This window comes from Amycolatopsis sp. NPDC051045, assembly GCF_040682955.1.
In the GTDB taxonomy this organism is placed as follows: domain Bacteria; phylum Actinomycetota; class Actinomycetes; order Mycobacteriales; family Pseudonocardiaceae; genus Amycolatopsis.
Genome location: NZ_JBFBCC010000009.1, coordinates 326814 through 348216 on the forward strand (window position 1 = coordinate 326814; position 21403 = coordinate 348216).

The window sequence follows — 21403 nt, forward strand, 5'->3', positions numbered from 1 at the left end:
CTCAGGCTACCGAGCGCGCCGGAATCGCCGTCGCCCGCCCGGTTCAGCCGAGCTCGCGCAGGCGGGGCAGCAGGTTCGCGGCGGCTTCGGCCGCCCGGACGACGTCCCCGGGCCCGGCCGGCATCAGGACCAGCTCGGTGAAACCGGCGTCGACGTAGCTGCGGGCGAGGCTCAGCGCACTGTCCGCATCGGACGGCAGGCGGAACTGCACGGCGCGGCGGATCGACGCCGGGTCGCGGCCGGCCGCGGCGCAGTGCGTGTCGAGAACGCCGGAAAGGCGTTGCAGCTCGGCTGTTTCCGTCCCGGGCAGCGCCGCGTTGAGCCAGACGTCGGCGTGCTCGGCGACGACCCGCAAACCGCGCTTTTCGCCGCTGCTGCCCAGCCACAGCGGCGGTTTCGGCCGTTGCACGGGCTTCGGGTCGCTGATCGCGCCGGTCAGCGTGTAGCGGCGGCCTTCGTAGTCGGTGACGGGCCGCGTCCACAGCAGACTGAGGATTTCGCAGGTTTCGGCCAGTCTTTCGACGCGTTCCGCCGGCGGTGGCGTGGGCGTGCCCATCATCCCGTCGGTCAGCACGTCGCCGCCCGCGCCGAGGCCGACGTCGAGCCGACCGCCGGAGAGGTGGTCGACGGTCGCGGCGATCTTGGCGAACGTGCCCGGGTGCCGGTTGGTGTTGCCGGAGACCAGGCAGCCGATCCGCACCTGCTTCGTCGCTTCGGCCATCGCGGCCAGCAGGCTCCAGCCGTCGAAGACGTCGCCGGTGCGGTCGGGGCCCATCGGCGCGAGGTGGTCGAACACCCAGCAGCCGTCGAAACCGGCGTCGTCGGCGATCGCCCAGATCTCGCGGAGCTCGGCGATGCCGACGTGCTGCTGGGGCGGCTTGAGCCCGACGGTGGTCATGGGAACTCCTGATCATCAGTGGAACGAATTATCAGTTAAACTGACGATCAGTGTAGGTGTAGGGTCCTCTCATGTCCAGCGACCTCGGCACCGGGCCGCCGCCCGCCGTCACCCACCGGCTCGGCTACCTGCTGAAGCACGCCCAGCTGCGGCTCGCCGAGCTGGCCGAGCCGCTGTACGCGCCACTCGGTGTCACCGGGCGGCAGCTCGCGTTGCTCACGCTCTTCGGCGACGGGCCGGCCCGGTCGCAGCAGGACGGCGCGGCGCGGCTCGGGGTCGACCGGACGACGATGGTGGCCCTCGTCGACGAGCTGGAGGCCAAGGGGCTGGTCCGGCGGGAGGTCGCGCCGGGCGACCGGCGCAAGCGCCTCGTGACGCTCACTTCCGAGGGGGAGCGCGTCCGGGAGGCGGGCGCGGAAGTCACGCGGCAGGCCGAGGCGCTGCTGCTGGAGCCGCTCTCCGCCGAGGATGCCGAGCGGCTGCGCGCCGCGCTGCACCTGGTCGTTCGCGGGGAGTGAACGACATCGGGAAGCAAACGGACAGCGGTGGCGTTGTCCAGGTCATATCCGGAAAAAACCTCAGTTAAGATAGAGGTTTCGAGACTGGGGGATTCCCATGGACAACATGTGGGGGCTGTGGAGTTCGGCGATGCGCGCCGAAGACACGCCGAAGGCGCTCACCCGTGGCACGCTCAACCGCGTCGCGCGGTTCGCCCGGCCGCACTGGCGGCGGCTGCTGGCCTTCCTGGTGCTGACCGTGATCTCGGCGGTGCTCGCCGTGTCGACCCCCGTGCTCGCGGGCAAGGTGGTCGACACGATCGTCGGCGGGCACGACCTGCCGCTGGTCGTCTGGCTCGCGGTCGTGATCGCCGGGCTGGCGATCGCCGACGCCGGTCTCGGCCTCGTCGAACGGTGGCAGTCCGCGCGCATCGGCGAGGGCATCATCTTCGACCTGCGCCGCGCGGTGTTCGAGCACGTGCAGCGGATGCCGATCGCGTTCTTCACCCGGACCCGCACCGGTGCGCTCGTCTCGCGGCTGAACAACGACGTCATCGGCGCGCAGCGGACGTTCACCGCGACGCTGTCCGGCCTGGTCACCAACACGATCCAGCTGGCGCTGTCGCTGGCCGTCATGCTCACGCTGTCCTGGCAGGTCACGCTGCTCGCGCTGGTGCTGCTGCCGATCTTCGTGCTGCCCGCGCGCCGGCTCGGCCGCCGGATGGCCGGGCTGCAGCGGGAAGCGGCCAACCTGAACGCCGGGATGACCACGCAGATGACCGAGCGGTTCTCCGCGCCCGGCGCCACGCTGGTGAAGCTCTTCGGCCGGCCGGTGCAGGAGGTCGAGGACTTCGGGGAGCGCGCCGGGCGCGTGCGCGACATCGGCGTGCGGACCGCGATGCTGACCCGCTGGTTCATGACGAGCCTGACGCTGGTTTCGGCGCTGGCCCAGGCGCTGGTCTACGGCCTCGGTGGCTACCTCGCGCTGACCGGCTCGCTGGCCCCGGGCACCGTCGTCGCGCTGGCGTTGCTGCTGACCCGGCTCTACGCGCCGCTGACCGCGCTGGCCAACGTCCGCGTCGACGTCATGACCGCGCTGGTGTCGTTCGAGCGGGTCTTCGAGGTCCTGGACCTGAAGCCGATGATCGAGGAGAAGCCGTCCGCGCGGACCTTGCCGCCTTCTTCGGGAGTGTCGGTGGAGTTCTCCGACGTTCGCTTCGGGTACCCGGCGGCCGACCGGTACTCGCTGGCGTCGCTGGAAGACGTCGCCACGCTCGACCACCGCGGCGGTGAAGAGGTGCTGCACGGGATCTCGTTCCGCGCCGAACCGGGGCAGATGGTGGCGCTGGTCGGGTCTTCGGGCGCGGGGAAGTCGACGATCGCGTCGCTGCTGCCGCGGCTGTACGACGTCGACGCCGGGTCGGTGCGGCTGTCCGATGTGGACGTCCGGGACCTGACCTTCGCTTCGTTGCGGGAAACCGTCGGTGTCGTGACGCAGGACGGGCACCTCTTCCACGACACGATCCGCGCCAACCTGGCGTACGCGCGGCCGGGCGTCACCGACGACGAGATCTGGGAGGCGCTGGACCGCGCGCGGCTCGGCGAGCTCGTGCATTCGCTGCCCGACGGCCTCGACACGACGGTGGGGGAGCGCGGCTACCGGCTCTCCGGCGGTGAGCGTCAGCGGCTGACCATCGCCCGGCTGCTCCTGGCGCAGCCGAAGATCGTCGTGCTCGACGAGGCGACCGCGCACCTGGACTCCGAATCCGAGGCCGCGGTCGGCGAAGCACTGACGCACGCCCTGGCGGGCCGCACGGCCCTGGTCATCGCGCACCGCCTCTCGACGGTCCGCGCGGCCGACCAGATCCTGGTCCTGGAGCACGGCGAGATCGTCGAGCGCGGCACGCACGACGAACTCCTGGCCGCCAACGGCCGCTACGCAACCCTCCACGCCACCCAGTTCGCCGACCAGGAGCCCGCCGTGGCGTGATCAGCCCCGTGACTCGCGTGATTGAGCCCGGAACTCGCGTGATTGAAGCCGTAACTCGCGAGTTACGGCTCTGATCACGCGAGTTCCGGCTCTGAGCACGTGGGTTACGTGTTCAGGAGGGACTCGTAGAGGGCCTGGACCAGGGCCATTTTGCGGGGGTCGTCGCGGATCAGGGGGCCCAGCTGGTTGAGGGTGTAGCCGAAGGCGATGCCGGTTTCCGGGTCCGCGGCACCGGTGGAGCCGCCGAGGCCGTCGTGGCCGAAGGCCGCCGGGTTCGGGCCGAAGCCGCGGGCGTCGCTGCCGAGGTAGAAGCCCAGGCCCCACTCGTTCGGCAGGCCGAGCACCGCGTCGATCTCCTTGCCCTGGCTCTCGCGGGCCTTCGCCAGCGCCGGGGCGGACAGGAGGGTGCCGGTGGCCAGCGCGCCGTAGATCGTCGCGATCGCGCGGGCCGTGCCGTGGCCGTTCAACGCCGGCATGACCGCGTGCCGCCACGCCGGGTCGTTGGCGTCGTGGCCCTGGACGCGCGGGTTCGCCAGCGCAGCCAGCGCGACCGGGCCCGCGTCGGCGAACGCCGTGGCCAGCGCGTTCGCCATTTCCTCGGTCATGACGGGGTCCACCAGGGTCGCGCAGCGATCGAGGTCGGCGTCTTCGGGGAGGCCGATCGAGAAGTCGGCCCCGAGCGGGACGGCGATCTGCTCGGCGAAGAACTCGCGGATGCCCTGCCCGGCGATCCGGCGGACGACTTCGCCGACGAGCCAGCCGTAGGCCAGCGCGTGGTAACCGCCGGCGGAACCGGTTCGGACAACGGTTCCTGCGCCGCCAGCAGCGACGTCATCAGGTCCCAGTCGTACAGCTCCTCGACCCGCACCGGCCGCTCCAGGCCGATCCCGGGCACGCCGGAGCGGTGCGAAAGCAGCCACCGCACGGGGATCGCGGACTTCCCGGCCGCGGCGAACTCGGGCCAGTACTTCGCCACCGGCGCGTCCACGTCGAGCTCACCCGCGTCGGCGAGCTTGTGCGCGCAGAGCGCGGTCATGCCCTTGGTCGTCGACCAGACGTTGGCCAGGGTGTCCGGCTGCCACGGCCGGGTGCGGTCCGGGCCGGACCAGCCGCCCCACAGGTCCGCCACGACTTCGCCGTGCCGGATGGCGGTGAACGCGGCCCCCAGCTCGCCCCGGGAGCGGAAGTTCTCCTCGAAGGCCTCGCGCACCGGCTCGAAGCCGGGAGCGCACTGGCCGTGCACCGTCGCCGTGGCACTGTCCATCGGACCTCCTCCGGGGGCGACCGGTCCACACCGACCAGTCGGTATGTCGACGCTAGGACGGCCGGGCACGTGGTCAAGACGTGCCCGGCCGGTGCTTTCCGACCAACTACCGCAGCGGGGGGACGAGGTCGCCGTACTTCGCCAGCAGTGCGACGTTCGCCTCGTCGCCACCCTCCACATTGGAACTGCGCCACAGCGGGACGTCGAGGCCCTCGGCGGTACCGCGGTCGTACACCTGGGCCAGCACCAGGTTCCACAGGAACGCGTTGACCACAGTGGACAGCGGTGCGGTGCGCGGGGCGTCCGGCGGGTAACTCGCGTCACCGGGGATCACCAGGGAGTCCAGCACCACCGTGCCCTGCTCGACCAGCGTGCTCGACGACCGCCGCGGCGCCGCCGCCACGCAGGCCCGCGACGTCACCGCGATCACCGCCGCGCCCCGCTTGCGCGCCTCGATGCACAGCTCGACGGGGTACGGGTTCGACCCGGACGTCGAAAACACCACCAGCACGTCGTCCGGGCCCGGCGCGCGCTCGGCCAGCACCTCCGCGGCGAGGCCGCTGCGCCGCTCGGTCTGCGTGCTGGGCACCGCGCCGTGCAGCGGGAGCAGTTCCGGGTGGTAGAGCGGGTAGACGCAGGCCAGCCCGCCGGCCCGGTAGAACGTCTCGGCGACCGCCGCCAGCGAGTGCCCGGCGCCCGCGGTATAGACCAGTGCGTCGGCCCGGATCACCCCCAGCACGAGGTCCGCCGCGGCACGCACCGCTTCGGCGTTGGCCTGTTCGACGTCCGCCAGCTGCTTGGCGACGCTGCCTGCGATGTCCGTGGCGCTCACCACACCCACCCTTCCGTCGGGAACCGGGCGCCGAATCTACCGCGAAGATGGGGCTACGCGGTGGAATAGCCGGGTGGGCGGCCGGGGTTGTCCCGGGTGCGGGCGAGGAGGACACGGGTGAGCGAGGCGGAACCGGCGGTGTCCGTGCGGCGGGCGCGAGGACGGACCCGGGCGGTCGTGCTCGTGCTGCACGGCGGCGCGGAGCACGGAACGGGCCCGGTGCAGCCCTGGAAGCCCGCCTACCTCAGGATGGTCCCGATCGCGCGGGCCCTGCACCGGGCCGGCCGCAAGGACGGCCTCGAGGTGCGGCTGCTGCGCAACCGCCGTTACGGCTGGAACGCGCCCGCCGAAGACCCGGTCGACGACGCCCGCTGGGCCCTCGAACGCATCCGCGCCGACCACCCCGGCCTGCCGGTCGTGCTGGTCGGTCACTCGATGGGGGCACGGGTGGCCTTGCGCGTGGCCGACGACCCGGCCGTGCGCGGCGTCTGCGCCCTGGCGCCGTGGACGCCGCGGGGCGAGCCGGTCGAGGCCGTCGCCGGCCGGTCGGTGCTCGTCGTGCACGGCACCCGCGACCGGATGACGAGCCCGGCGGAGTCGCACGCCTTCGCCGAGCGGGCCGCGGGCGTCGCCGCCCGCGTCGCCCGGTTCGAGATCGCCGGAGAGGGTCACGCGATGCTGCGCCGCGCCCGGGTGTGGACCCGGCTGACCGTGGCCTTCACCCTGGAGCTGCTCGCCGGGGACGACGGCGGTGCCCTGCGCGGGGCGTGGGCCGCGACCGGGCCGCAGCGGCTGCGGATACCCGTCTGAGAGTGCCCCGAACAGGGCATTCGGCGAAGCGCGCCGCGGGGTGCGGCGACTAGGATCGATCCCCGGCGTAGCCGGCCGGAGGGAGCATCCGTGACCACTTCGAGCACTGACCGGGCGTCGGCCCCGGACGCCCCCGACGGGACCCGGTGGCCGGGCCTGGCCACGCCGCCGCACTCCGCGCTGCGCGCGCGGATCGCCGCCGCGCTGTTCCGCCGCGCGGTCCGCCCGCTCCCCGTGCGGGTGACATTCGGAGACGGCACCGTGCTCGGCGCCGGCGGCTCGGAGGCGCCCGAAATGCGGATCCTGCGCCCGGACGCGTTCTTCCACCGCCTCGGCGTCGACGCCAAGATCGGCTTCGGCGAGTCCTACATGGCCGGTGACTGGACCGCCTCCGACCTGGCCGACGTGCTGACGCCGTTTGCCGAGCGGATGGCCACGCTCGTCCCGCCGGTGCTGCAGAAGTTCCGCCGGCTCGCCGAGCGGACGCAGCCGCCGTCCGAAGAGAACACCCTCGAGGGTGCGCGGGCCAACGTCCACCGGCACTACGACCTGTCCAACGACCTGTTCGGCACCTTCCTCGATGAGTCGATGACGTACTCCTCGGCGCTGTTCGCACCGGGCGACGACCTCACCGCCGCGCAGCACCGCAAGATCGACAGCGTGCTCGACTACGCCGGGGTCCGCGACGGCAGCGAGGTCCTCGAGATCGGCACCGGATGGGGTGAACTCGCCATCCGCGCCGCGGCCCGCGGCGCACGCGTGACGTCGTTGACCATTTCGGAGCAGCAGCGCGCGCTGGCCACCGAACGCATCGCGGCGGCCGGGTTCGCCGACCGCGTCGAAGTGAAGCTGTGCGACTACCGCGAGTCGAGCGGCCGGTACGACGCCGTGGTCAGCGTCGAGATGATCGAGGCCGTCGGGGCGTCCTACTGGCCGGCGTTCTACGCCACGATCGGGGAGCGGCTGCGCCCGGGCGGGCGGTTCGGCCTGCAGGCCATCACCATGGACCACGACCGGATGCTGGCGGCGGCACGCGCCTACGGCTGGGTCCACAAGTACGTCTTCCCGGGCGGTCTCATCCCGTCCGTGCGGTCGATCGAGGAAGGCGTCAAGGCCGGCACCCGGCTCAAGCTGGCCGGGATGCGCGAGTTCGGCCAGGACTACGCACGCACGCTACGGTGGTGGCGCGAACGGTTCCTGCACCGCTGGGCCGACATCGCCGGGTTCGGGTTCGACGACGTCTTCCGCCGGATGTGGGAGTTCTACCTGGCCTACTCCGAGGCCGGGTTCCGGTCCGGGTACCTCAAGGTCCACCAGTTCGGCTACGAGGCGACCGACCGGTAACTTCCGGCAGCAACCCGACCCCGGTGCCGAACGTCCTTCCATCGAGCACGTGCGGTGTACTGACCACGACACGTTTGTCCGGATCGGGATTGGGTGATGGTGATGACGTACCGTGGCGACGACGGCGGGCGCCGGATGCCGCCGCCCCGGCCTTCCGGACGCTCCCGGGACCACCAGCGCGCGCAGATGATGCCGCTGCCCGGGCGGGGCCGCAGCCCGTACGACGAGCGCACCCGCCCGATGGGCACCCGCGAGCAGGAGCCGCAGTACGCGCCGCCCCCGCCGCCGAGGCAGGACCCGCCCCGCCGTCCGGCCGACGACGGTTACCCGCCGTCCCGGTCGCCGCGCCGGCGCCGGTGGAGCTTCGGCAAGGTCCTCGGCACCCTGGTGCTGGTGTTCGTCGTGTTCCTCGCCGGCGTCTGGGTCTACCTCGAGTTCTCGATCAAGCGCGTCGACGCGCTCGCCGACTACTCCGGCCGCCCGGTCGCCGAGTCCGGCACCAACTGGCTGATCGTCGGCTCGGACAGCCGCGAAGGCCTCACGGCGGAAGACGAGGAGCGGCTCGCCACGGGCGACGTCGCCGCGGCGGGTGGCGGGCAGCGCACCGACACCATCATGCTCGCGCACCTGCCGGACAACGACACCAAGCCGACGCTGCTGTCGCTGCCGCGCGACTCGCAGGTGTCGATCCCCGGCCACGGCAAGAACAAGATCAACGCGGCGTTCTCGCTCGGCGGCCCGAAGCTGCTCGCGCAGACCGTCGAAGGCGCGACCGGCCTGCACATCGACCACTACGCGGAGATCGGCTTCGGCGGGTTCGCCAAGATCGTCGACGCGATCGGCGGGGTCGAGATGTGCATCGACCAGGACATGAACGACACGATGACGGGGATCAGCATCAAGGCGGGCTGCCCCCAGACGCTCGACGGCCGGTCGGCGCTGGGCTTCGTCCGCATGCGCCACAGCGACGCGACACCGCGGTCGGACCTCGACCGCGTCGCCAACCAGCGCAAGTTCATCGGCGCGCTGGTCAGCGAGATCGCCAGCCCCGGCACGCTGCTGAACCCGTTCGACCTCTTCCCGCTGCTGTCCTCGGCGCCGGACGCGCTGACCATGGACTCGGGCGACCACGTCCACAACCTCGCCGGCCTGGCGATCGCGATGCGCGGGATCTCCTCGGGCGGCGTCGTGACGACGACGGTGCCGGTGACCAGCGGGTCGGCGGAGAACTGGGACAAGGCCAAGTCGAAGCAGCTGTTCGACGCCCTGAAGAACGACACCGCGGTGCCGGACAACGTCATCGTGAACTAAATGCCGCGCGGCCGGTGCCCCGGCCGGGGCACCATGGACACATGGAGACCCCGGCCGAGACCTTCCGCGACGGTGACCTGGCGCTGACCCGCTGGCACCCCGGCGACCGCACCGTCCTGACGGCCGTGGTCGGCGGGTCCCTGGCGCACCTGGGCGCCTGGCTGATCTGGGCCACCGGCGGGTACACCGACGACGACTCGGCGGAATTCCTCCGGCTGACCGTGAAGCGCTGGGAGAGCGGCGAAGCGTACGAATACGCGCTCGCGGCCGGCGCCGAGCTGGCCGGCGGCGTCGGCGTGATGACGCGCGACGGCGGCGTCGAAATCGGTTACTGGCTCGCTCCGGGCTTCACGGGCCGCGGCTTGATGACCCGGGCCGTCACGCTGCTGATCGAGGAGGCGTTCCGCCTCGGCGCCGGGTACGTCGAGATCAAGCACGACGAGCTGAACGTCCGAAGTGGAGCGGTGCCCGCGCGCCTCGGGTTCACCAAGGTGCGCGAGGAACCGGCGGAGAAGCCGCTGGCGCCGTCGTGCACCGGCACCAACCACGTGTGGCGGCTCGCTAGGACACCTTGTTCCGCTCTCGCAGCACCTTGAGCGCCTCGTCGGCGTGGACGGTGAAGTTCAGCTCGCTCTTGATCTTCGCGAGGATCCTCCGGTCCTCGCCGATCACGAACGTGGCGCGCTTGGCGTGCATCGGCAGGAGTTTCCGCCACACGCCGAACTGCTTCGCGACCTCACCCTCCACATCGGACAGGAGCGGGTAGTCGAAGCTGTTCGCTTCCGAGAAGGCTCGCTGCTTCGTGATGGCGTCCGGGCTGATGCCGACGCGGTGCGCGCCGACCGCCGCGAACTCCGCCGCCAGGTCGCGGAAGTGGCAGCTCTCCGCCGTGCAGCCGCCGGTCATCGCGGCCGGGTAGAAGAACAGCACCACGGGACCCGTGGCCAGGAAGTCCGAGAGCGTGCGCTCGCGGCCCCGGTCGTCGGGCAGGGTGAAGTCGGGGGCGAGGTCTCCGGCGTCCATGGACGTCCCTTCTCGTCGGCGGCAGAACCCATCCTGCCCGGTGTTCGGAGCCGCCGCGCCACCGGCTTGGTCTGCCGCCGCTGTGGTCCGGTTGCGTTCGGCTCAGGTCCTCGGGTGGCGGGCGATGAGCTCGTCGACCTCGTCGCCGGTGGCCGAGTCCGCCACGAACGGGCCGCGGGCCGCGATGACGCCGAGCTGGCGGAGGCGGGCCGCCTGTTCGTGCGTGCGGACGCCCTCCGCGCCGACCTTCAGGTGCAGCTCGCGGGCCCGGGTGATCAGCTGCCTCAGGTGCCGCAGGTCGGATTCGGCGGGCTCTTCGGCGTCGAGCGCGTCGACCACCGGCCCGGAGAGGATCACGTGCCGCACCGGGAGGCCGTGCTGCGGGATCAGCTCGAGGTCCGCCGATCCGGAAATCGTCAGCACCAGCTGCGCACCCAGGTCGGCCAGCACGGCCAGTGAGTCCAGGACCTCGCCGCGCGGGTCCAGCATCGAGTCGCGGTCGGTGCACAGCCGCAGCGCCCTCGCCGGCAGCTCGTGCTTGTCGAGCTGCTCCTTCACCAGCAGCACCAGGTCCGGGTCGATGGCCAGCCGGACGGGCAGCCGGACGCAGACGTCCGGCGCGGCGTCGCCCAGGTGCGTCCGCCAGCGGGCGGTCGCCGCCAGCGACTCGGCGAGCAGCCAGCGGCCGAGCGGGACCGTCATGCCGGTGGTCTGGGCCAGCGGGTAGAACTCGTCGGAGCCCAGCTCGCCCTTCTCCGGGTGGTTCCACCGCAGCCCGGCGTTGACGGCGGCGAGCTCGTCCGGGCGGGCGAGCTTCACCGTGGGCTGGTAGACCAGCGAGAACTCGCCGTTCTCCAGCGCGCCGGCGATCACCGCGCCCAGCTGGTAGCGGCTGCGGTCGCGGGCGTCCAGCTCCGGGTCGAACAGCATCCACTGCGCCTTGCCGGCCTCCTTGGCCCGGTGCAGCGCGATCTCCGCCGCCCGCAGCAGTTCCGCGGCGCCGCCTTCGACGGCCGCGCGCACGACGATGCCCGCGCTGGCGCTGACGCCGATGCCGTGCCCGCCGAGGTAGATCGGCTCGTTGAGGTCCTCCAGCGCGCGCTCCACCAGCCCGACGACCTCGGTCGCCGTGAGCTCGCCCCGCAGCAGCACCGCGAAGCCGTCGCCGGACAGCCGCGCCACGAACCCGTCGTGGTGGCCGGTGAACACCGCCGACAGCTTGTTCGCGACCCCGCGCAGCACCTGGTCGCCGACCCCGGCGCCGAGGCCGTCGTTGACCACCTTGAAGCCGTCGACGTCGAGGTAGATCAGCGCGATGTCGTCGTGCGCGCCGGCGCCGAGCGCGGCTTCGAGCTTGGTGGTGAACGACGACGCGTTGGGCAGCCCGGTCAGCGGGTCGTGCACGTTCTGGTGCAGCAGCCGCTCCTGCAGCAGGTGCAGCTCGTTCGCGTCGGACACCATCAGCACCGGGTAGATCGAGCCCGGCCGGTCGCCGGGCAGCCGGGCGAGGGTGACGTCGGTCCAGAGCTGCCCGTCCTCGGTGTGGTCGAGCAGCATCCGCTCCTGGTAGCGGTCCCGCCCCGAGCGCACCTGCTCCAAGCCCGCCTTGAGCCGGGAGACGTCGTGGTCGGTGGAGCCGAGGTCGGTGAGGTGCCTGCCCCGCAACCGGTCCGGCGAGCAGCCGAGCAGCTGGCCGAGGGCGAGGTTCGCCTCCACGATGTCGCCGTCGGGATCGGCCAGCGCGATCCCCATCGGTGACGCGGCGTAAAGCGCGGTGAAGCGCTGCAGGGCGCCGTCGTGCTTCGAGGCGGCTTGGCCGACCGCGTCGTGCGCGACCTCCAGCAGCAGCGCTTCGAGCTTCTCCGGAGGAAGCGTTACTCCTTTGGTGTCGGCCAACGTCGCCGCCCACCGGCGCGCCACGTCCAGCAGTCCTGGCGCGGCACCGGGCTCACGCACACTCCACCTCTTCACGCACAGGTATGGCCAGGTCGGACACGGTGTCGGGGACCATGAAGCCACACCAGGCAGCCTTCGCCCACGATCGATGCCACGCCATCATGGACGTCACGGGGTGTCTACCGGCTGAACGAGTGAACGAATCTCCACAAAAGGTAACGTTTCGTTACCCGGTGTATGCGGTGGTGGACAGTATCCGGGTCAGCGCGGGGTCAGCTGGACCGGGAGACCGTCCGCGGGGACCGGCAGCGAGACGTAGTCCCAGCGCGCGGTGTAACTCTCCGGAACCGACCAGCGGTACGCCCGCAGCAGTTCGTGCATCAGCAACTTCACCTCGAGGCTGCCGAAGTGCAGCCCGATGCACTTGTGCGCACCGCCGCCGAACGGCATCCACGCCATCCGGTGCGCCTTGTCCTCGCGGCGCGGCTCCGCGAACCGCTCCGGGTCGAACGCGAAGGGGTCGGTCCAGCACTCGGGGGCGAAGTGGTTCACCGTCGGTGAGACGCCGACCAGGGTGCCCGCCGGGATGTAGTGCCCGAGCACCTCGGTGTCCTTGACGGTCTTGCGCGCGAGCGACGGCACCGGCGCCACCAGCCGCAGCGCCTCTTTCATCACCAGGTCGAGGGTTTCCAGCTTGTCCAGCGCCGCGATGTCGGGCAGGTCGTCGCCGAGGGCCAGGGATTCCGCGCGGGCGCGTTCCTGCCACTGCGGGTGCTTGGCGAGGTAGTAGGCCATGGCGCTGCTGGTGATGGTCGTCGTGTCGTGCGCGGCCATCATCAGGAAGATCATGTGGTTGACGACGTCGGTGTCGGAGAACCGGTCGCCGTCCTCGGTGGTGGCCTGGCACAGCGCGGCGAACAGGTCGTCCCCGCCGGAACGCCGTTTGGCGGGCAGGGTCTGGCCGAAGTGGCGCTCGAGGACCTTCCGGCCGTGCAGCCCGGCCGACCAGCGGCCGCCCGGCACCGGGACGCGGACGAGCGCGGTGCCGGCCCGCACGGAGCTGACGAACGCGCGGTTGACGCGGGCCGCGTCGTCGCCGCTGGGCATGCCCATGAAGACGCGCGTCGCGACGTCGAGGGTCAGCTGCTTGAGGGCCCAGTACAGCCGCGGGCGCCCGCTGCCCCACCCAGCGACGCCTTCGCGCAGGGCCGGGCCCATTTCGCCGACGTAGCCGGCGAGCCGCGGGCGGGTGAAGGCCTCCTGCATGATCCGGCGGTGCAGGTGGTGCTCGCCGAAGTCCATCAGCATCAGGCCGCGCTCGAAGAACTTCTCGATGAAGAACTTCCAGCCCTCCTGCGAGAACGCCTTGTCCTTGTTGACCAGCGCGATCTGCGTCGCTTCCGGACCGGACAGCGCGACGATCCGGCGGCCGAACCCGCCGGTCCACGACACCGGGCCGTAGAGCTCGTGGCGGCGCAGCCCGAAGGCGGTGCCGAACCGCATCATCTCGAGCATGTGCCCGACCAGCGGCGGTCCTTCGTCGCCGAGCACCGGCTTGAGACCGCTGCCCGCGGGCGGCGTGGCGAGTTCCTTGACGGGCCAGCGCGAGCGCAGCCAGCGCTCGTCGACGCCGCGGGGGAGGGGCAGGGCGGTCAGCGGCGGCACGCGTTCGCGCAGTGCTTCGGCGGCTCGGCTCACGGTGCCCGGCAAAGTGACCATCTCCCCGTCGAGAACGGCTACCCCTCCACGATGCACCCTTGTTGACGGTCTGACAATACCTGGGGCGCCGTCTTTTCGGGTGGTCCGTGGCGGTGCTTCCGGAACTCGCTCGGCGTGGTGCCCCGGATCCGCTTGAACGCCGCGCTGAACCCGAAGGCGTCGGCGTACCCGACGCTGCGGGCGACTTCCGAGACGGTGGCGGTGGCCCGCTCGGTCAGGAGGTCCGCGGCGAGGGCCATCCGGCGGCGGGTGAGGTAGGTCAGCGGCGGTTCGCCGACCAGTTCGGCGAACCGCTTGGCCAGTGTCGAACGCGAAACCCCGGCGCGGCCGGCCAGCGCGCCGACGGTCCACGGTGCCGCGGGCGCGTCGTGCAGCAGGCGCAGCACGGGGCCGACGACCGGATCTCGCTGAGCGGTCCACCACGCCGGGGGTTCACCGCCGGGCCGGTCGAACCACGCGCGCAGCGTGCAGACGAGCATCCAGTCGAGCAGGCGGTCGAGGACCACCTGCTGGCCCGGCGCGTCGACGCGAACTTCGGCGGCGAGGTGGTCCAGCACGGCGTCGCCCGTGCCGCCGCCGCTCACGCGGAGCACGACGGGCAGGGCGTCCAGCAGCGGACGGCTGACCTCGCCGCCGGCCGGGTAGGCGCCGACGATCAGCGTGGTCGCGCCGTCGCCGTCGTCGTGCCAGCCGCGCCGGTGCCGCGTCCCGCCCTGCTCGGGTGTCGCGCAGAACTCGCCGCACGCGACCGGCTCGGCGCGGGTGCCGACCTCGTCCACGAAGGTGAACGTGCCCGGCCCGCGCACGACGACGGTGTCATAGGCACGCAGCGGCTCGGGCTCGCCCTGCTCGGGGACGATCCAGCCGCCGCCGCTGAGGACGGTGCACAGGGTCAGCGGCGCGCCGTCGACGAAGTGCAGGGCCCAAGGCGCGGACAGGGCCGAGCTGCCGAACAGCGAGCCGTGGGCCCGCACACCGCGGAAGAGGTCATCCACGGTCGCGAGGTTAGACGAACGGACAGGGAATCCGGCTTTTCACCCATGGGATCGTCCGGATCGGTGCGGTTCACTGATCTCATGAACGCCATGACCCCCGACGATCTCGAGTTCCTTCGCCGCCCTCTGCACGGGTTCCTGACCGTGTCCACCGGTGAGCCCCGCCCGGTGTGGTTCGAGGCCACCGACGACGGCACGATCCAGCTGTTCACCGAACCGGACGCGCTCAAGGTGCGACGCGTGCGCCGTGACCCGCGCGCCTCGATCGTCGTCGCCGCGCCGGTGGGCGAGCGCGAGCGCTGGGTGTCGGTCGCGGGCCGCGCTTCGATCGAACCCGACGGCGCTCATGAGCTGGCGGAGCGCTTGGCGGCTCGGTACTGGGACCTCGGCGACCCGGCTCGCGCGGCCGACTTGAAGGCGATCCTGGCCGTGGATCAGGTGCGCCTGGTGATCCACCCGGAAACCGTGCGGCGCTACGCGTACTGAAGACGTGAATGCCACCTTGAGGGACGCTTGGTCCCTCAAGGTGGCATTCACGGACGCGGGGAGGTCAGTCCCAGTCGAGAGCGCCGCCCGACTGGTATTCGATCACGCGGGTCTCGAAGAAGTTCTTCTCCTTCTTCAGGTCCATCGCCTCGGACATCCACGGGAACGGGTTCTCGGTCTCGCCGAAGATCGGGGTGAGGCCGATCTGCTGCGCGCGGCGGTCGGTGATGAAGTGCATGTACTGCTCGCACAGCTGCGCCGACAGGCCCAGCATGCCGCGCGGCATCGTGTCGCGTGCGTACTTGACCTCCAGCTCGCACGCCTCCCGCAGCATCCCGCGCACCTCTTCCTGGAACTCGGGCGTCCACAGGTGCGGGTTCTCGATCTTGATCTGGTTGATGCAGTCGATGCCGAAGTTCAGGTGGATCGACTCGTCGCGCAGGATGTACTGGTACTGCTCGGCGATGCCAACCATCTTGTTCCGGCGGCCCAGCGACAGGATCTGAGCGAAGCCCGTGTAGAACCACATGCCCTCGAAGATCACGTAGAACGCGACGAGGTCACGCAGGAACGCCTGGTCGGCCTCCGGCGTGCCGGTCTCGAACTCCGGGTTCTCCAGGTTCTGCGTGTACTTCAGCGCCCACGCGTCCTTGTCCGCAATGGACGGGACCTCGCGGTACATGTTGAACAGCTCGCCCTCGACCAGGCCGAGGCTCTCGCAGATGTACTGGAAGGTGTGCGTGTGCACGGCCTCCTCGAACGCCTGGCGCAGCAGGTACTGGCGGCACTCGGGGTTGGTGATCTGCCGGTACACCGCGAGCACGATGTTGTTGGCCACCAGGGACTCCGCGGTCGCGAAGAAGCCCAGGTTGCGCTTGAGCATCTGCCGCTCGTCCTCGGTGAGGCCGTCCTTCGACTTCCACAGCGCGATGTCGGCCTGCATGGCGACCTCGGTCGGCATCCAGTGGTTGTTGCAGCCCGCGAGGTACTTCTCCCACGCCCAGGTGTACTTCATGGGCAGCAGCTGGTTGACGTCGGCGCGCGCGTTGATCATGCGCTTGTCGTCGACGTTGATCCGGGCGGCGCCGACCTCGATCTCCCCGAGGCCGGTCGCGTCCGTCGTCTCCACGTTGGTCATCTGTACAGGGATTCCTTTACTGGCAGGCTTCGCAGTCGGGGTCGTCGATGCGGCAGGCGGCGCCTTCGGTGGCGACGAAGTCGACGTCGGTCGCCGGCATCGCCTCCGGCTTGACGGCCGGGACCGAAGCCGACGGGGCCGGGGCGGGCGTGGGTGCCGGTGCCGGGGCGGCCGCAGGGGCAGGCGCCGCCGGGGCCGGGGTGGCCGAGACGGCGTTCAGCTTGCCGTCGGTGCCGCGCAGGGTGCTCTTCTCCACGTGCGTCGCGGACTGCGCCCGCAGGTAGTACGTGGTCTTGAGGCCCTTGTGCCACGCGTAGCGGTAGAGCTGGTCGAGCTTGCGGCCGCTCGGCGCCGCGATGTACAGGTTCAGCGACTGCGCCTGGTCGATCCACTTCTGGCGCCGCGAACCCGCGTCCACCAGCCACTTCGACTCGATCTCGAACGCCGTCGCGTACAGCGCCTTCAGGTCGTCCGGGACGCGGTCGATCCGGCCCAGGCTGCCGTCGAAGTACTTGAGGTCGCTGACCATGACCTCGTCCCACAGCCCGCGCGCCTTGAGCGAGCGGACCAGGTGCGGGTTCACCACGGTGAAGTCGCCGGACATGTTCGACTTGACGTACAGGTTCTGGAACAGCGGCTCGATCGACTGGCCGACGCCGCAGATGTTGGAGATCGTCGCGGTCGGCGCGATCGCCATCACGTTGGAGTTGCGCATGCCGACGGTCTTGACGCGCTCGCGCAGCGGCGCCCAGTCCAGCGTGGTGGACAGGTCGACGTCGAGGCCGTCACCCTGGCGGGCGTCGATGAGCAGCTGCATGGAGTCGATCGGCAGGATGCCCTTGCTCCACAGCGAGCCCTCGAACGACTGGTACTGGCCGCGCTCCTCGGCGAGGTCGGTCGACGCCGAGATCGCGTAGTAGGAGATGTGCTCCATGCTCTCGTCGGCGAACTGCACGGCGGCGTCGGACGACAGCGGCACGCCGATCTCGAACAGCGCGTCCTGGAAGCCCATCAGCCCCAGCCCGATCGGGCGGTGGCGCAGGTTGGAGCGGCGCGCCTCCGGGATCGTGTAGAAGTTGATGTCGATCACGTTGTCCAGCATGCGGACGGCGGTGCGCACGGTCTTCTCGAGGCGCTGGGTGTCCAGGCCCTCGGGGGTGACGTGCTTGAGCAGGTTCACCGAGCCGAGGTTGCAGACCGCGACCTCTTCGCTGTTGGTGTTCAGCGTGATCTCGGTGCACAGGTTGGACGAGTGCACGACGCCGACGTGCTGCTGCGGCGAGCGCAGGTTGCACGGGTCCTTGAACGTGATCCACGGGTGGCCGGTCTCGAACAGCATGGTCAGCATGCGGCGCCACAGGTCGACCGCGCGGACGCGCCGGAACACCTTGATCTCGCCGCGGTCGGCCATCGCCTCGTACTCGGCGTAGCGCGCGGAGAAGTCGTTGCCGTAGAGGTCGTGCAGGTCCGGGGTCTCGTTCGGCGAGAACAGCGTCCACTGCGCGTCGGCCTCGACGCGGCGGAGGAACTCGTCCGGCACCCAGTTCGCGGTGTTCATGTCGTGGGTGCGGCGGCGGTCGTCACCGGTGTTCTTGCGCAGGTCGAGGAACTCCTCGATGTCGACGTGCCACGTCTCGAGGTAGGCGCAGGCCGCGCCCTTGCGCTTGCCGCCCTGGTTGACGGCGACGGCGGTGTCGTTGGCGATCTTGAGGAACGGCACGACGCCCTGCGACTGGCCGTTGGTGCCCTTGATGTGCGCGCCGAGGCCGCGGACCGGGGTCCAGTCGTTGCCGAGGCCGCCCGAGTACTTCGCCAGCAGCGCGTTGTTCTTGTACGCCTGGAAGATCGAGTCCAGGTCGTCGTCCACCGTGGTCAGGAAGCAGGACGACAGCTGCGGGCGCGTGGTGCCCGAGTTGAACAGCGTCGGGGTCGAGGCCATGAAGTGGAAGCTCGACAGCAGCTCGTAAAACTCTATTGCCCGAGATTCCCGATTGTCCTCGCGGACGGCCAGGCCCATCGCGACGCGCATGAAGAAGGCCTGCGGCAGCTCGAAGCGGGTGCCGTCGTGGTGCTGGAAGTACCGGTCGTACAGCGTCTGCAGGCCGAGGAAGCCGAAGTCGAGGTCCCGCTCGGGCCGGATCGCGGCGGTGATCTGGTCCAGGTCGAAGCGCTGCAGCTCGGCGTCGACCAGTTCCAGCTCGATCGCGCGGCGCAGGTAGGCGCGGAAGTACGCGGGGTACTCGGCCGCCATCTCGTCCTGGCTGGCCAGGCGCGGGGTGCCGGCGAGGTAGCTCAGCGCCTCGCCGCGCAGCTTGTCCAGCAGCAGGCGGGCGGAGACGTAGGAGTAGTTCGGCTCCTGCTCGACCAGCACGCGGGCGGCCATGATCTGGGCCAGGGCCAGCTCGTCGGCGCTGATGCCGTCGTAGAGGTTGCGCTTGGCCTCGGCCAGCACCGGCTCGGCCGTGACGTCCTCGAGGCCGGCGACGGCCTCGCCCACCACGTGGGAAACGCGGGCCCAGTCGAGCGGGCGCAGGACGCCGTCGGTGCCCTTGACGTTCAGCGCGACCTCGGTCGTGGCCGGCTTGGCGGCCTCGCGGGCCTTCGCGCGCTCGTCGCGGTAGAGGACGTAGGCGCGGGCGACCTTGTGGTGCTCGCCGCGCATGAGCGCGAGCTCGACGATGTCCTGGATCTGCTCGATGTGCAGGGCGGTCTCGGGGCCGGCGTGGCGCAGCAGGGTGGTCTCCACCTGCTGGGTCAGCTCGGCGACGACGTGGTGCACGCGGGAGGACGCGGCGGCGTCGCCGCCCTCGACCGCGAGGAACGCCTTCGTCAGCGCGACCGAGATCTTGCCGGCGTCGAACGGCGACACGCTGCCGTCCCGCCGGATGACCCGGATCGCGGTGGGTGCGTCGGCAGCGGAGGGCCGCTGACCGGTTTCGACTGACATGCGTGTCTCCAAGTTTTCGGGCGCGTTCGATCGCCGCACGGCCTCACCAGGCCGTGCGCTGCAGGTTCTTCAAAGCTGCCCGGCGACCCTCTGCAGCGGTCTCCCCGTCGCTGGGGGCTGCCGGTTCCCAGAGACTACATGTAGGGGTCGATGTGCGCGCGGAGCCCCAGATGGCGTGTCATGAGCTCACTCTGCCGTGTTACGTGATCACCCAGAGGCGCTGCTCAGGCCCCGAAACGCAGCTGTGTGCCGGGCAGGGCGAGGCTCAGGAACGGGCGTCGGCCGGCCAGGTAGCCGAGCGGACCGGCGGCGTTGACCGTCCAGTCGGCCGCGGCGAGCCGGGGCCGGATCTTCGCGCCGACCGGGGTCCGCACGGGGGTGCCGTCGCGGTCCTGGAGAACGTCGAATCCGGTGGGGAGCGCGAGCGGCAGGCCCGGCCTCGGCGTGAACGCCGCGGTGGCGATCCAGCCGTCGCCGGTCACCGCGGTGTGGGTGCGGTCGGTGAACTGCAGCGCGGCGAGGTCTTTCGGGATGGCCCACAGCTCGCGGCCACCGGCGAGGGAGATTTCGGAGTCGACCCAGATCTGCGTGATCGTGCACGTGGTCCGCTTCCCGCGCACCGGGACGGCGGCGAGCAGCTCGTGGTAGCTGAGCTGCCCGGGCTCGCGGTAGGCGATCCAGGCGGTGAACACGGAGGTGTGCCCGGCGACGGACAGGGCGTCCGGGTGCACGTCGCGCGCGGGGACCCGCCAGATCGACACGTGGGCGTCGGCGGTCAGGTGCCAGGGCTGCGGCGGGTAGTGGCTCATTTCTCCAGCCAGGGGAGGTAGGCGGGCAGGTCCTCGTCGACGCGCATGCCGAACGACGGCGGCCGCTTCTGCAGGAACGACAGGACGCCTTCGACGGCGTCCGGGCTCGTGCCGAGCCCGCCGATCAGCTTCGAGTCGAGTTCGTGCACCGGGAACGGCGAGCCGGCGCTCGCCATCCGGTAGAGCAGCTGGCGAGTGACCGCGACCGACACCGGCGCGGTCGTCTCGACGATCTCCTTCGCGAGCTCGTACGCCTCCTCGAGCACGGTCCCGGCCGGGAGAACCCGGTGCACCAGCCCCTTTTCGAGCGCCTCGGCCGCGGTGAAGACGCGGCCGCTGATCATCCAGTCGAGCGCGGTGCCCATGCCGACCAGCCGCGGGAGGAACCACGCCGACGCGCCTTCGGGGTAGATGCCGCGGCGGGTGAACACGAAGCCGAACCGCGAGTCGTCCGAGGCGAGCCGGTAGTCGCAGGACAGCGTGATGGTGATGCCGCCACCGACAGCCGCGCCGTGCAGGGCGGCGATCACCGGCTTGTTCATGGTGAAGATCCGCTTCGAGCACCGGCCGGCCGGCTCCTGCCACGCCGCGTCCGGGCCGGTCGACGGGTCGAAGTCGAAGCCACCCTGCGAGAGATCCGCGCCGACGCAGAAGTCCTTCCCGGCACCGGTCAGCACGACGACCCGGACGTCTTCGTCGCGGTCGGCGCGATCCATCGCCGCGCCGAGCTCGTCGGCCATCCGGATCGTGTAGCCGTTGCGCGCTTCCGGGCGGTTCAGCGTCACCGTGGCGACCCGCTCCGCGACGGCGTAGGTAATCTCGGCGTACTCGGCCATGCCGACGAAGCTATTCCAGTCCGGCGCTACTGGCAAGATGTCAATAGTGGGTCCGCAGCGTCCGGGGCGAGCAGGTCCGGCATCGGCAGGGCCGACTCCGTCGGCTTCGGTCACGACTGCGCCCGGGTGGACGCCTTGCCAGTGCCACGACGGGCTCGGCGGCCCGCCCATGCCGAAGCGCCGCCGACCGCGACGGCGGAAACCCACGGGAGCACAGCGCCCACGAGGACCACGGCGCCGACCAGCAGGAGAAACAGCGAAACGATCCTGATGAAGGCTTCTCGGTCGCCGGTCAAGGCAAGGTGGATCACCGAGGCGAGGAATGACGAACCGGCTTCTCCGGCGCGCCGCGGCAATTCTCGGCCCGCCGTGGCCACGATTTGTCCCGTCGTCTCGATCTCATCGCCGACGCTTTTCCGGCAGTGCATGGTGCCTCCTCGTCAGGTGCTTGTGGAGGAAGATCGTTCGCTGCTTCCGGCGAGTTGGACCCTCGAACGGGTGAAGCGGGCGGTTCGTGGGCTACGCTGCACGCTGCTTCGAGCGGTGACATCACCCGCTGCGGGCAAAGGATGGGGGCGGGGAGGGAGCCATCGCTACACGCAGTGAGC

The 21403-nt window shown here is 70.9% G+C and carries 18 protein-coding genes and 1 pseudogene; 7 read left to right on the forward strand and 12 right to left on the reverse strand.

From position 1 onward, the window contains the following. Nucleotides 1-43 precede the first annotated feature (43 nt). Complete coding sequence (locus AB0M80_RS23360) at nt 44-898, reverse strand: LLM class flavin-dependent oxidoreductase (protein WP_364568392.1); 855 nt, start codon at nt 896-898, stop codon at nt 44-46. A 71-nt stretch (nt 899-969) separates the two neighbouring features. On the opposite strand from AB0M80_RS23360, the gene AB0M80_RS23365 reads away from it, so the two are divergent. Together AB0M80_RS23365 and AB0M80_RS23370 are read left to right on the forward strand one after the other, a co-directional pair. After that, nucleotides 970-1416 carry a MarR family transcriptional regulator gene (locus AB0M80_RS23365; protein WP_364568395.1) on the forward strand — a complete coding sequence of 149 codons (447 nt, stop codon included), beginning with the start codon at nt 970-972 and terminating at the stop codon, nt 1414-1416. Between the two features lie 97 nt (nt 1417-1513). Further along, the gene (locus tag AB0M80_RS23370) at nt 1514-3385 is read left to right on the forward strand and encodes an ABC transporter ATP-binding protein (RefSeq protein WP_364568398.1); all 1872 of its coding nucleotides are present in this window, start codon (nt 1514-1516) and stop codon (nt 3383-3385) included. 104 nt (nt 3386-3489) lie between these two features. On the opposite strand, the pseudogene AB0M80_RS23375 reads toward AB0M80_RS23370, so the two are convergent. After that, nucleotides 3490-4829, reverse strand: a pseudogene (locus AB0M80_RS23375) (serine hydrolase domain-containing protein). Continuing rightward, entirely contained in the window at nt 4756-5484 is a 729-nt protein-coding gene (locus AB0M80_RS23380; RefSeq protein ID WP_364568401.1) for an SIS domain-containing protein, read from the reverse strand. The pseudogene AB0M80_RS23375 and the gene AB0M80_RS23380 overlap by 74 nt, the downstream one beginning before the upstream one ends. Nucleotides 5485-5598: 114 nt before the next feature. Here AB0M80_RS23380 and AB0M80_RS23385 point away from each other — a divergent pair, with 114 nt between their 5' ends. The 4 genes from AB0M80_RS23385 (at nt 5599) to AB0M80_RS23400 (ending at nt 9542) form a co-directional block, all read left to right on the forward strand. After that, a complete protein-coding gene (locus AB0M80_RS23385) occupies nt 5599-6291 on the forward strand; it encodes an alpha/beta fold hydrolase (protein ID WP_364568404.1) in 693 nt (230 codons plus the stop codon). 90 nt (nt 6292-6381) lie between these two features. Continuing rightward, nucleotides 6382-7635, forward strand: coding sequence for a cyclopropane-fatty-acyl-phospholipid synthase family protein (locus tag AB0M80_RS23390; RefSeq protein ID WP_364568407.1), 1254 nt, complete (start codon nt 6382-6384; stop codon nt 7633-7635). 96 nt (nt 7636-7731) lie between these two features. Continuing rightward, on the forward strand, nt 7732-8946 hold the full coding sequence (locus tag AB0M80_RS23395) for an LCP family protein (RefSeq protein ID WP_364568410.1): 1215 nt from the start codon (nt 7732-7734) through the stop codon (nt 8944-8946). A gap of 41 nt (nt 8947-8987) precedes the next feature. Further along, nucleotides 8988-9542, forward strand: a complete 555-nt coding sequence (locus AB0M80_RS23400) for a GNAT family N-acetyltransferase (protein WP_364568413.1) — start codon at nt 8988-8990, stop codon at nt 9540-9542. Here AB0M80_RS23400 and AB0M80_RS23405 read toward each other — a convergent pair. The 4 genes from AB0M80_RS23405 to AB0M80_RS23420 form a co-directional block, all read right to left on the reverse strand. Beyond that, nucleotides 9508-9969 carry a peroxiredoxin gene (locus AB0M80_RS23405; RefSeq protein ID WP_364568416.1) on the reverse strand — a complete coding sequence of 154 codons (462 nt, stop codon included), beginning with the start codon at nt 9967-9969 and terminating at the stop codon, nt 9508-9510. The two genes, AB0M80_RS23400 and AB0M80_RS23405, sit on opposite strands and share 35 nt — an antisense overlap. 102 nt (nt 9970-10071) lie before the next feature. Continuing rightward, nucleotides 10072-11889: a diguanylate cyclase gene (locus AB0M80_RS23410; protein WP_364568599.1), complete on the reverse strand. Its 1818-nt coding sequence runs from the start codon at nt 11887-11889 to the stop codon at nt 10072-10074. Between the two features lie 237 nt (nt 11890-12126). Then, a complete protein-coding gene (locus AB0M80_RS23415; protein ID WP_364568419.1) occupies nt 12127-13584 on the reverse strand; it encodes a cytochrome P450 in 1458 nt (485 codons plus the stop codon). A 17-nt stretch (nt 13585-13601) separates the two neighbouring features. Then, entirely contained in the window at nt 13602-14579 is a 978-nt protein-coding gene (locus AB0M80_RS23420; RefSeq protein WP_364568422.1) for an AraC family transcriptional regulator, read from the reverse strand. Nucleotides 14580-14660: 81 nt separating this feature from the next. On the opposite strand from AB0M80_RS23420, the gene AB0M80_RS23425 reads away from it, so the two are divergent. After that, nucleotides 14661-15065, forward strand: a complete 405-nt coding sequence (locus AB0M80_RS23425) for a pyridoxamine 5'-phosphate oxidase family protein (RefSeq protein ID WP_364568425.1) — start codon at nt 14661-14663, stop codon at nt 15063-15065. Between the two features lie 64 nt (nt 15066-15129). Here AB0M80_RS23425 and AB0M80_RS23430 read toward each other — a convergent pair whose 3' ends face one another. The 5 genes from AB0M80_RS23430 to AB0M80_RS23450 form a co-directional block, all read right to left on the reverse strand. After that, nucleotides 15130-16203, reverse strand: coding sequence for a ribonucleotide-diphosphate reductase subunit beta (locus AB0M80_RS23430; RefSeq protein WP_364568427.1), 1074 nt, complete (start codon nt 16201-16203; stop codon nt 15130-15132). A 16-nt stretch (nt 16204-16219) separates the two neighbouring features. Continuing rightward, nucleotides 16220-19150, reverse strand: coding sequence for a ribonucleoside-diphosphate reductase subunit alpha (locus AB0M80_RS23435; RefSeq protein ID WP_364568430.1), 2931 nt, complete (start codon nt 19148-19150; stop codon nt 16220-16222). Nucleotides 19151-19374: 224 nt separating this feature from the next. After that, complete coding sequence (locus AB0M80_RS23440) at nt 19375-19959, reverse strand: acetoacetate decarboxylase family protein (protein ID WP_364568433.1); 585 nt, start codon at nt 19957-19959, stop codon at nt 19375-19377. Continuing rightward, nucleotides 19956-20795: an enoyl-CoA hydratase-related protein gene (locus AB0M80_RS23445; protein ID WP_364568436.1), complete on the reverse strand. Its 840-nt coding sequence runs from the start codon at nt 20793-20795 to the stop codon at nt 19956-19958. The genes AB0M80_RS23440 and AB0M80_RS23445 overlap by 4 nt, the downstream gene beginning before the upstream one ends. A 110-nt stretch (nt 20796-20905) precedes the next feature. Continuing rightward, nucleotides 20906-21223: a hypothetical protein gene (locus AB0M80_RS23450; protein WP_364568439.1), complete on the reverse strand. Its 318-nt coding sequence runs from the start codon at nt 21221-21223 to the stop codon at nt 20906-20908. Nucleotides 21224-21403 lie beyond the last annotated feature (180 nt).

Bases quoted from the DNA above. Each gene is read 5' to 3' on its own strand.
- AB0M80_RS23360 (WP_364568392.1), bottom strand. From the start codon at position 898: ATGACCACCGTCGGGCTCAAGCCGCCCCAGCAGCACGTCGGCATCGCC.
- AB0M80_RS23365 (WP_364568395.1), top strand. From the start codon at position 970: ATGTCCAGCGACCTCGGCACCGGGCCGCCGCCCGCCGTCACCCACCGG.
- AB0M80_RS23370 (WP_364568398.1), top strand. From the start codon at position 1,514: ATGGACAACATGTGGGGGCTGTGGAGTTCGGCGATGCGCGCCGAAGAC.
- AB0M80_RS23395 (WP_364568410.1), top strand. From the start codon at position 7,732: ATGGTGATGACGTACCGTGGCGACGACGGCGGGCGCCGGATGCCGCCG.
- AB0M80_RS23400 (WP_364568413.1), top strand. From the start codon at position 8,988: ATGGAGACCCCGGCCGAGACCTTCCGCGACGGTGACCTGGCGCTGACC.
- AB0M80_RS23405 (WP_364568416.1), bottom strand. From the start codon at position 9,969: ATGGACGCCGGAGACCTCGCCCCCGACTTCACCCTGCCCGACGACCGG.
- AB0M80_RS23415 (WP_364568419.1), bottom strand. From the start codon at position 13,584: ATGGTCACTTTGCCGGGCACCGTGAGCCGAGCCGCCGAAGCACTGCGC.
- AB0M80_RS23425 (WP_364568425.1), top strand. From the start codon at position 14,661: ATGAACGCCATGACCCCCGACGATCTCGAGTTCCTTCGCCGCCCTCTG.
- AB0M80_RS23430 (WP_364568427.1), bottom strand. From the start codon at position 16,203: ATGACCAACGTGGAGACGACGGACGCGACCGGCCTCGGGGAGATCGAG.
- AB0M80_RS23435 (WP_364568430.1), bottom strand. From the start codon at position 19,150: ATGTCAGTCGAAACCGGTCAGCGGCCCTCCGCTGCCGACGCACCCACC.
- AB0M80_RS23440 (WP_364568433.1), bottom strand. From the start codon at position 19,959: ATGAGCCACTACCCGCCGCAGCCCTGGCACCTGACCGCCGACGCCCAC.
- AB0M80_RS23445 (WP_364568436.1), bottom strand. From the start codon at position 20,795: ATGGCCGAGTACGCCGAGATTACCTACGCCGTCGCGGAGCGGGTCGCC.
- AB0M80_RS23450 (WP_364568439.1), bottom strand. From the start codon at position 21,223: ATGCACTGCCGGAAAAGCGTCGGCGATGAGATCGAGACGACGGGACAA.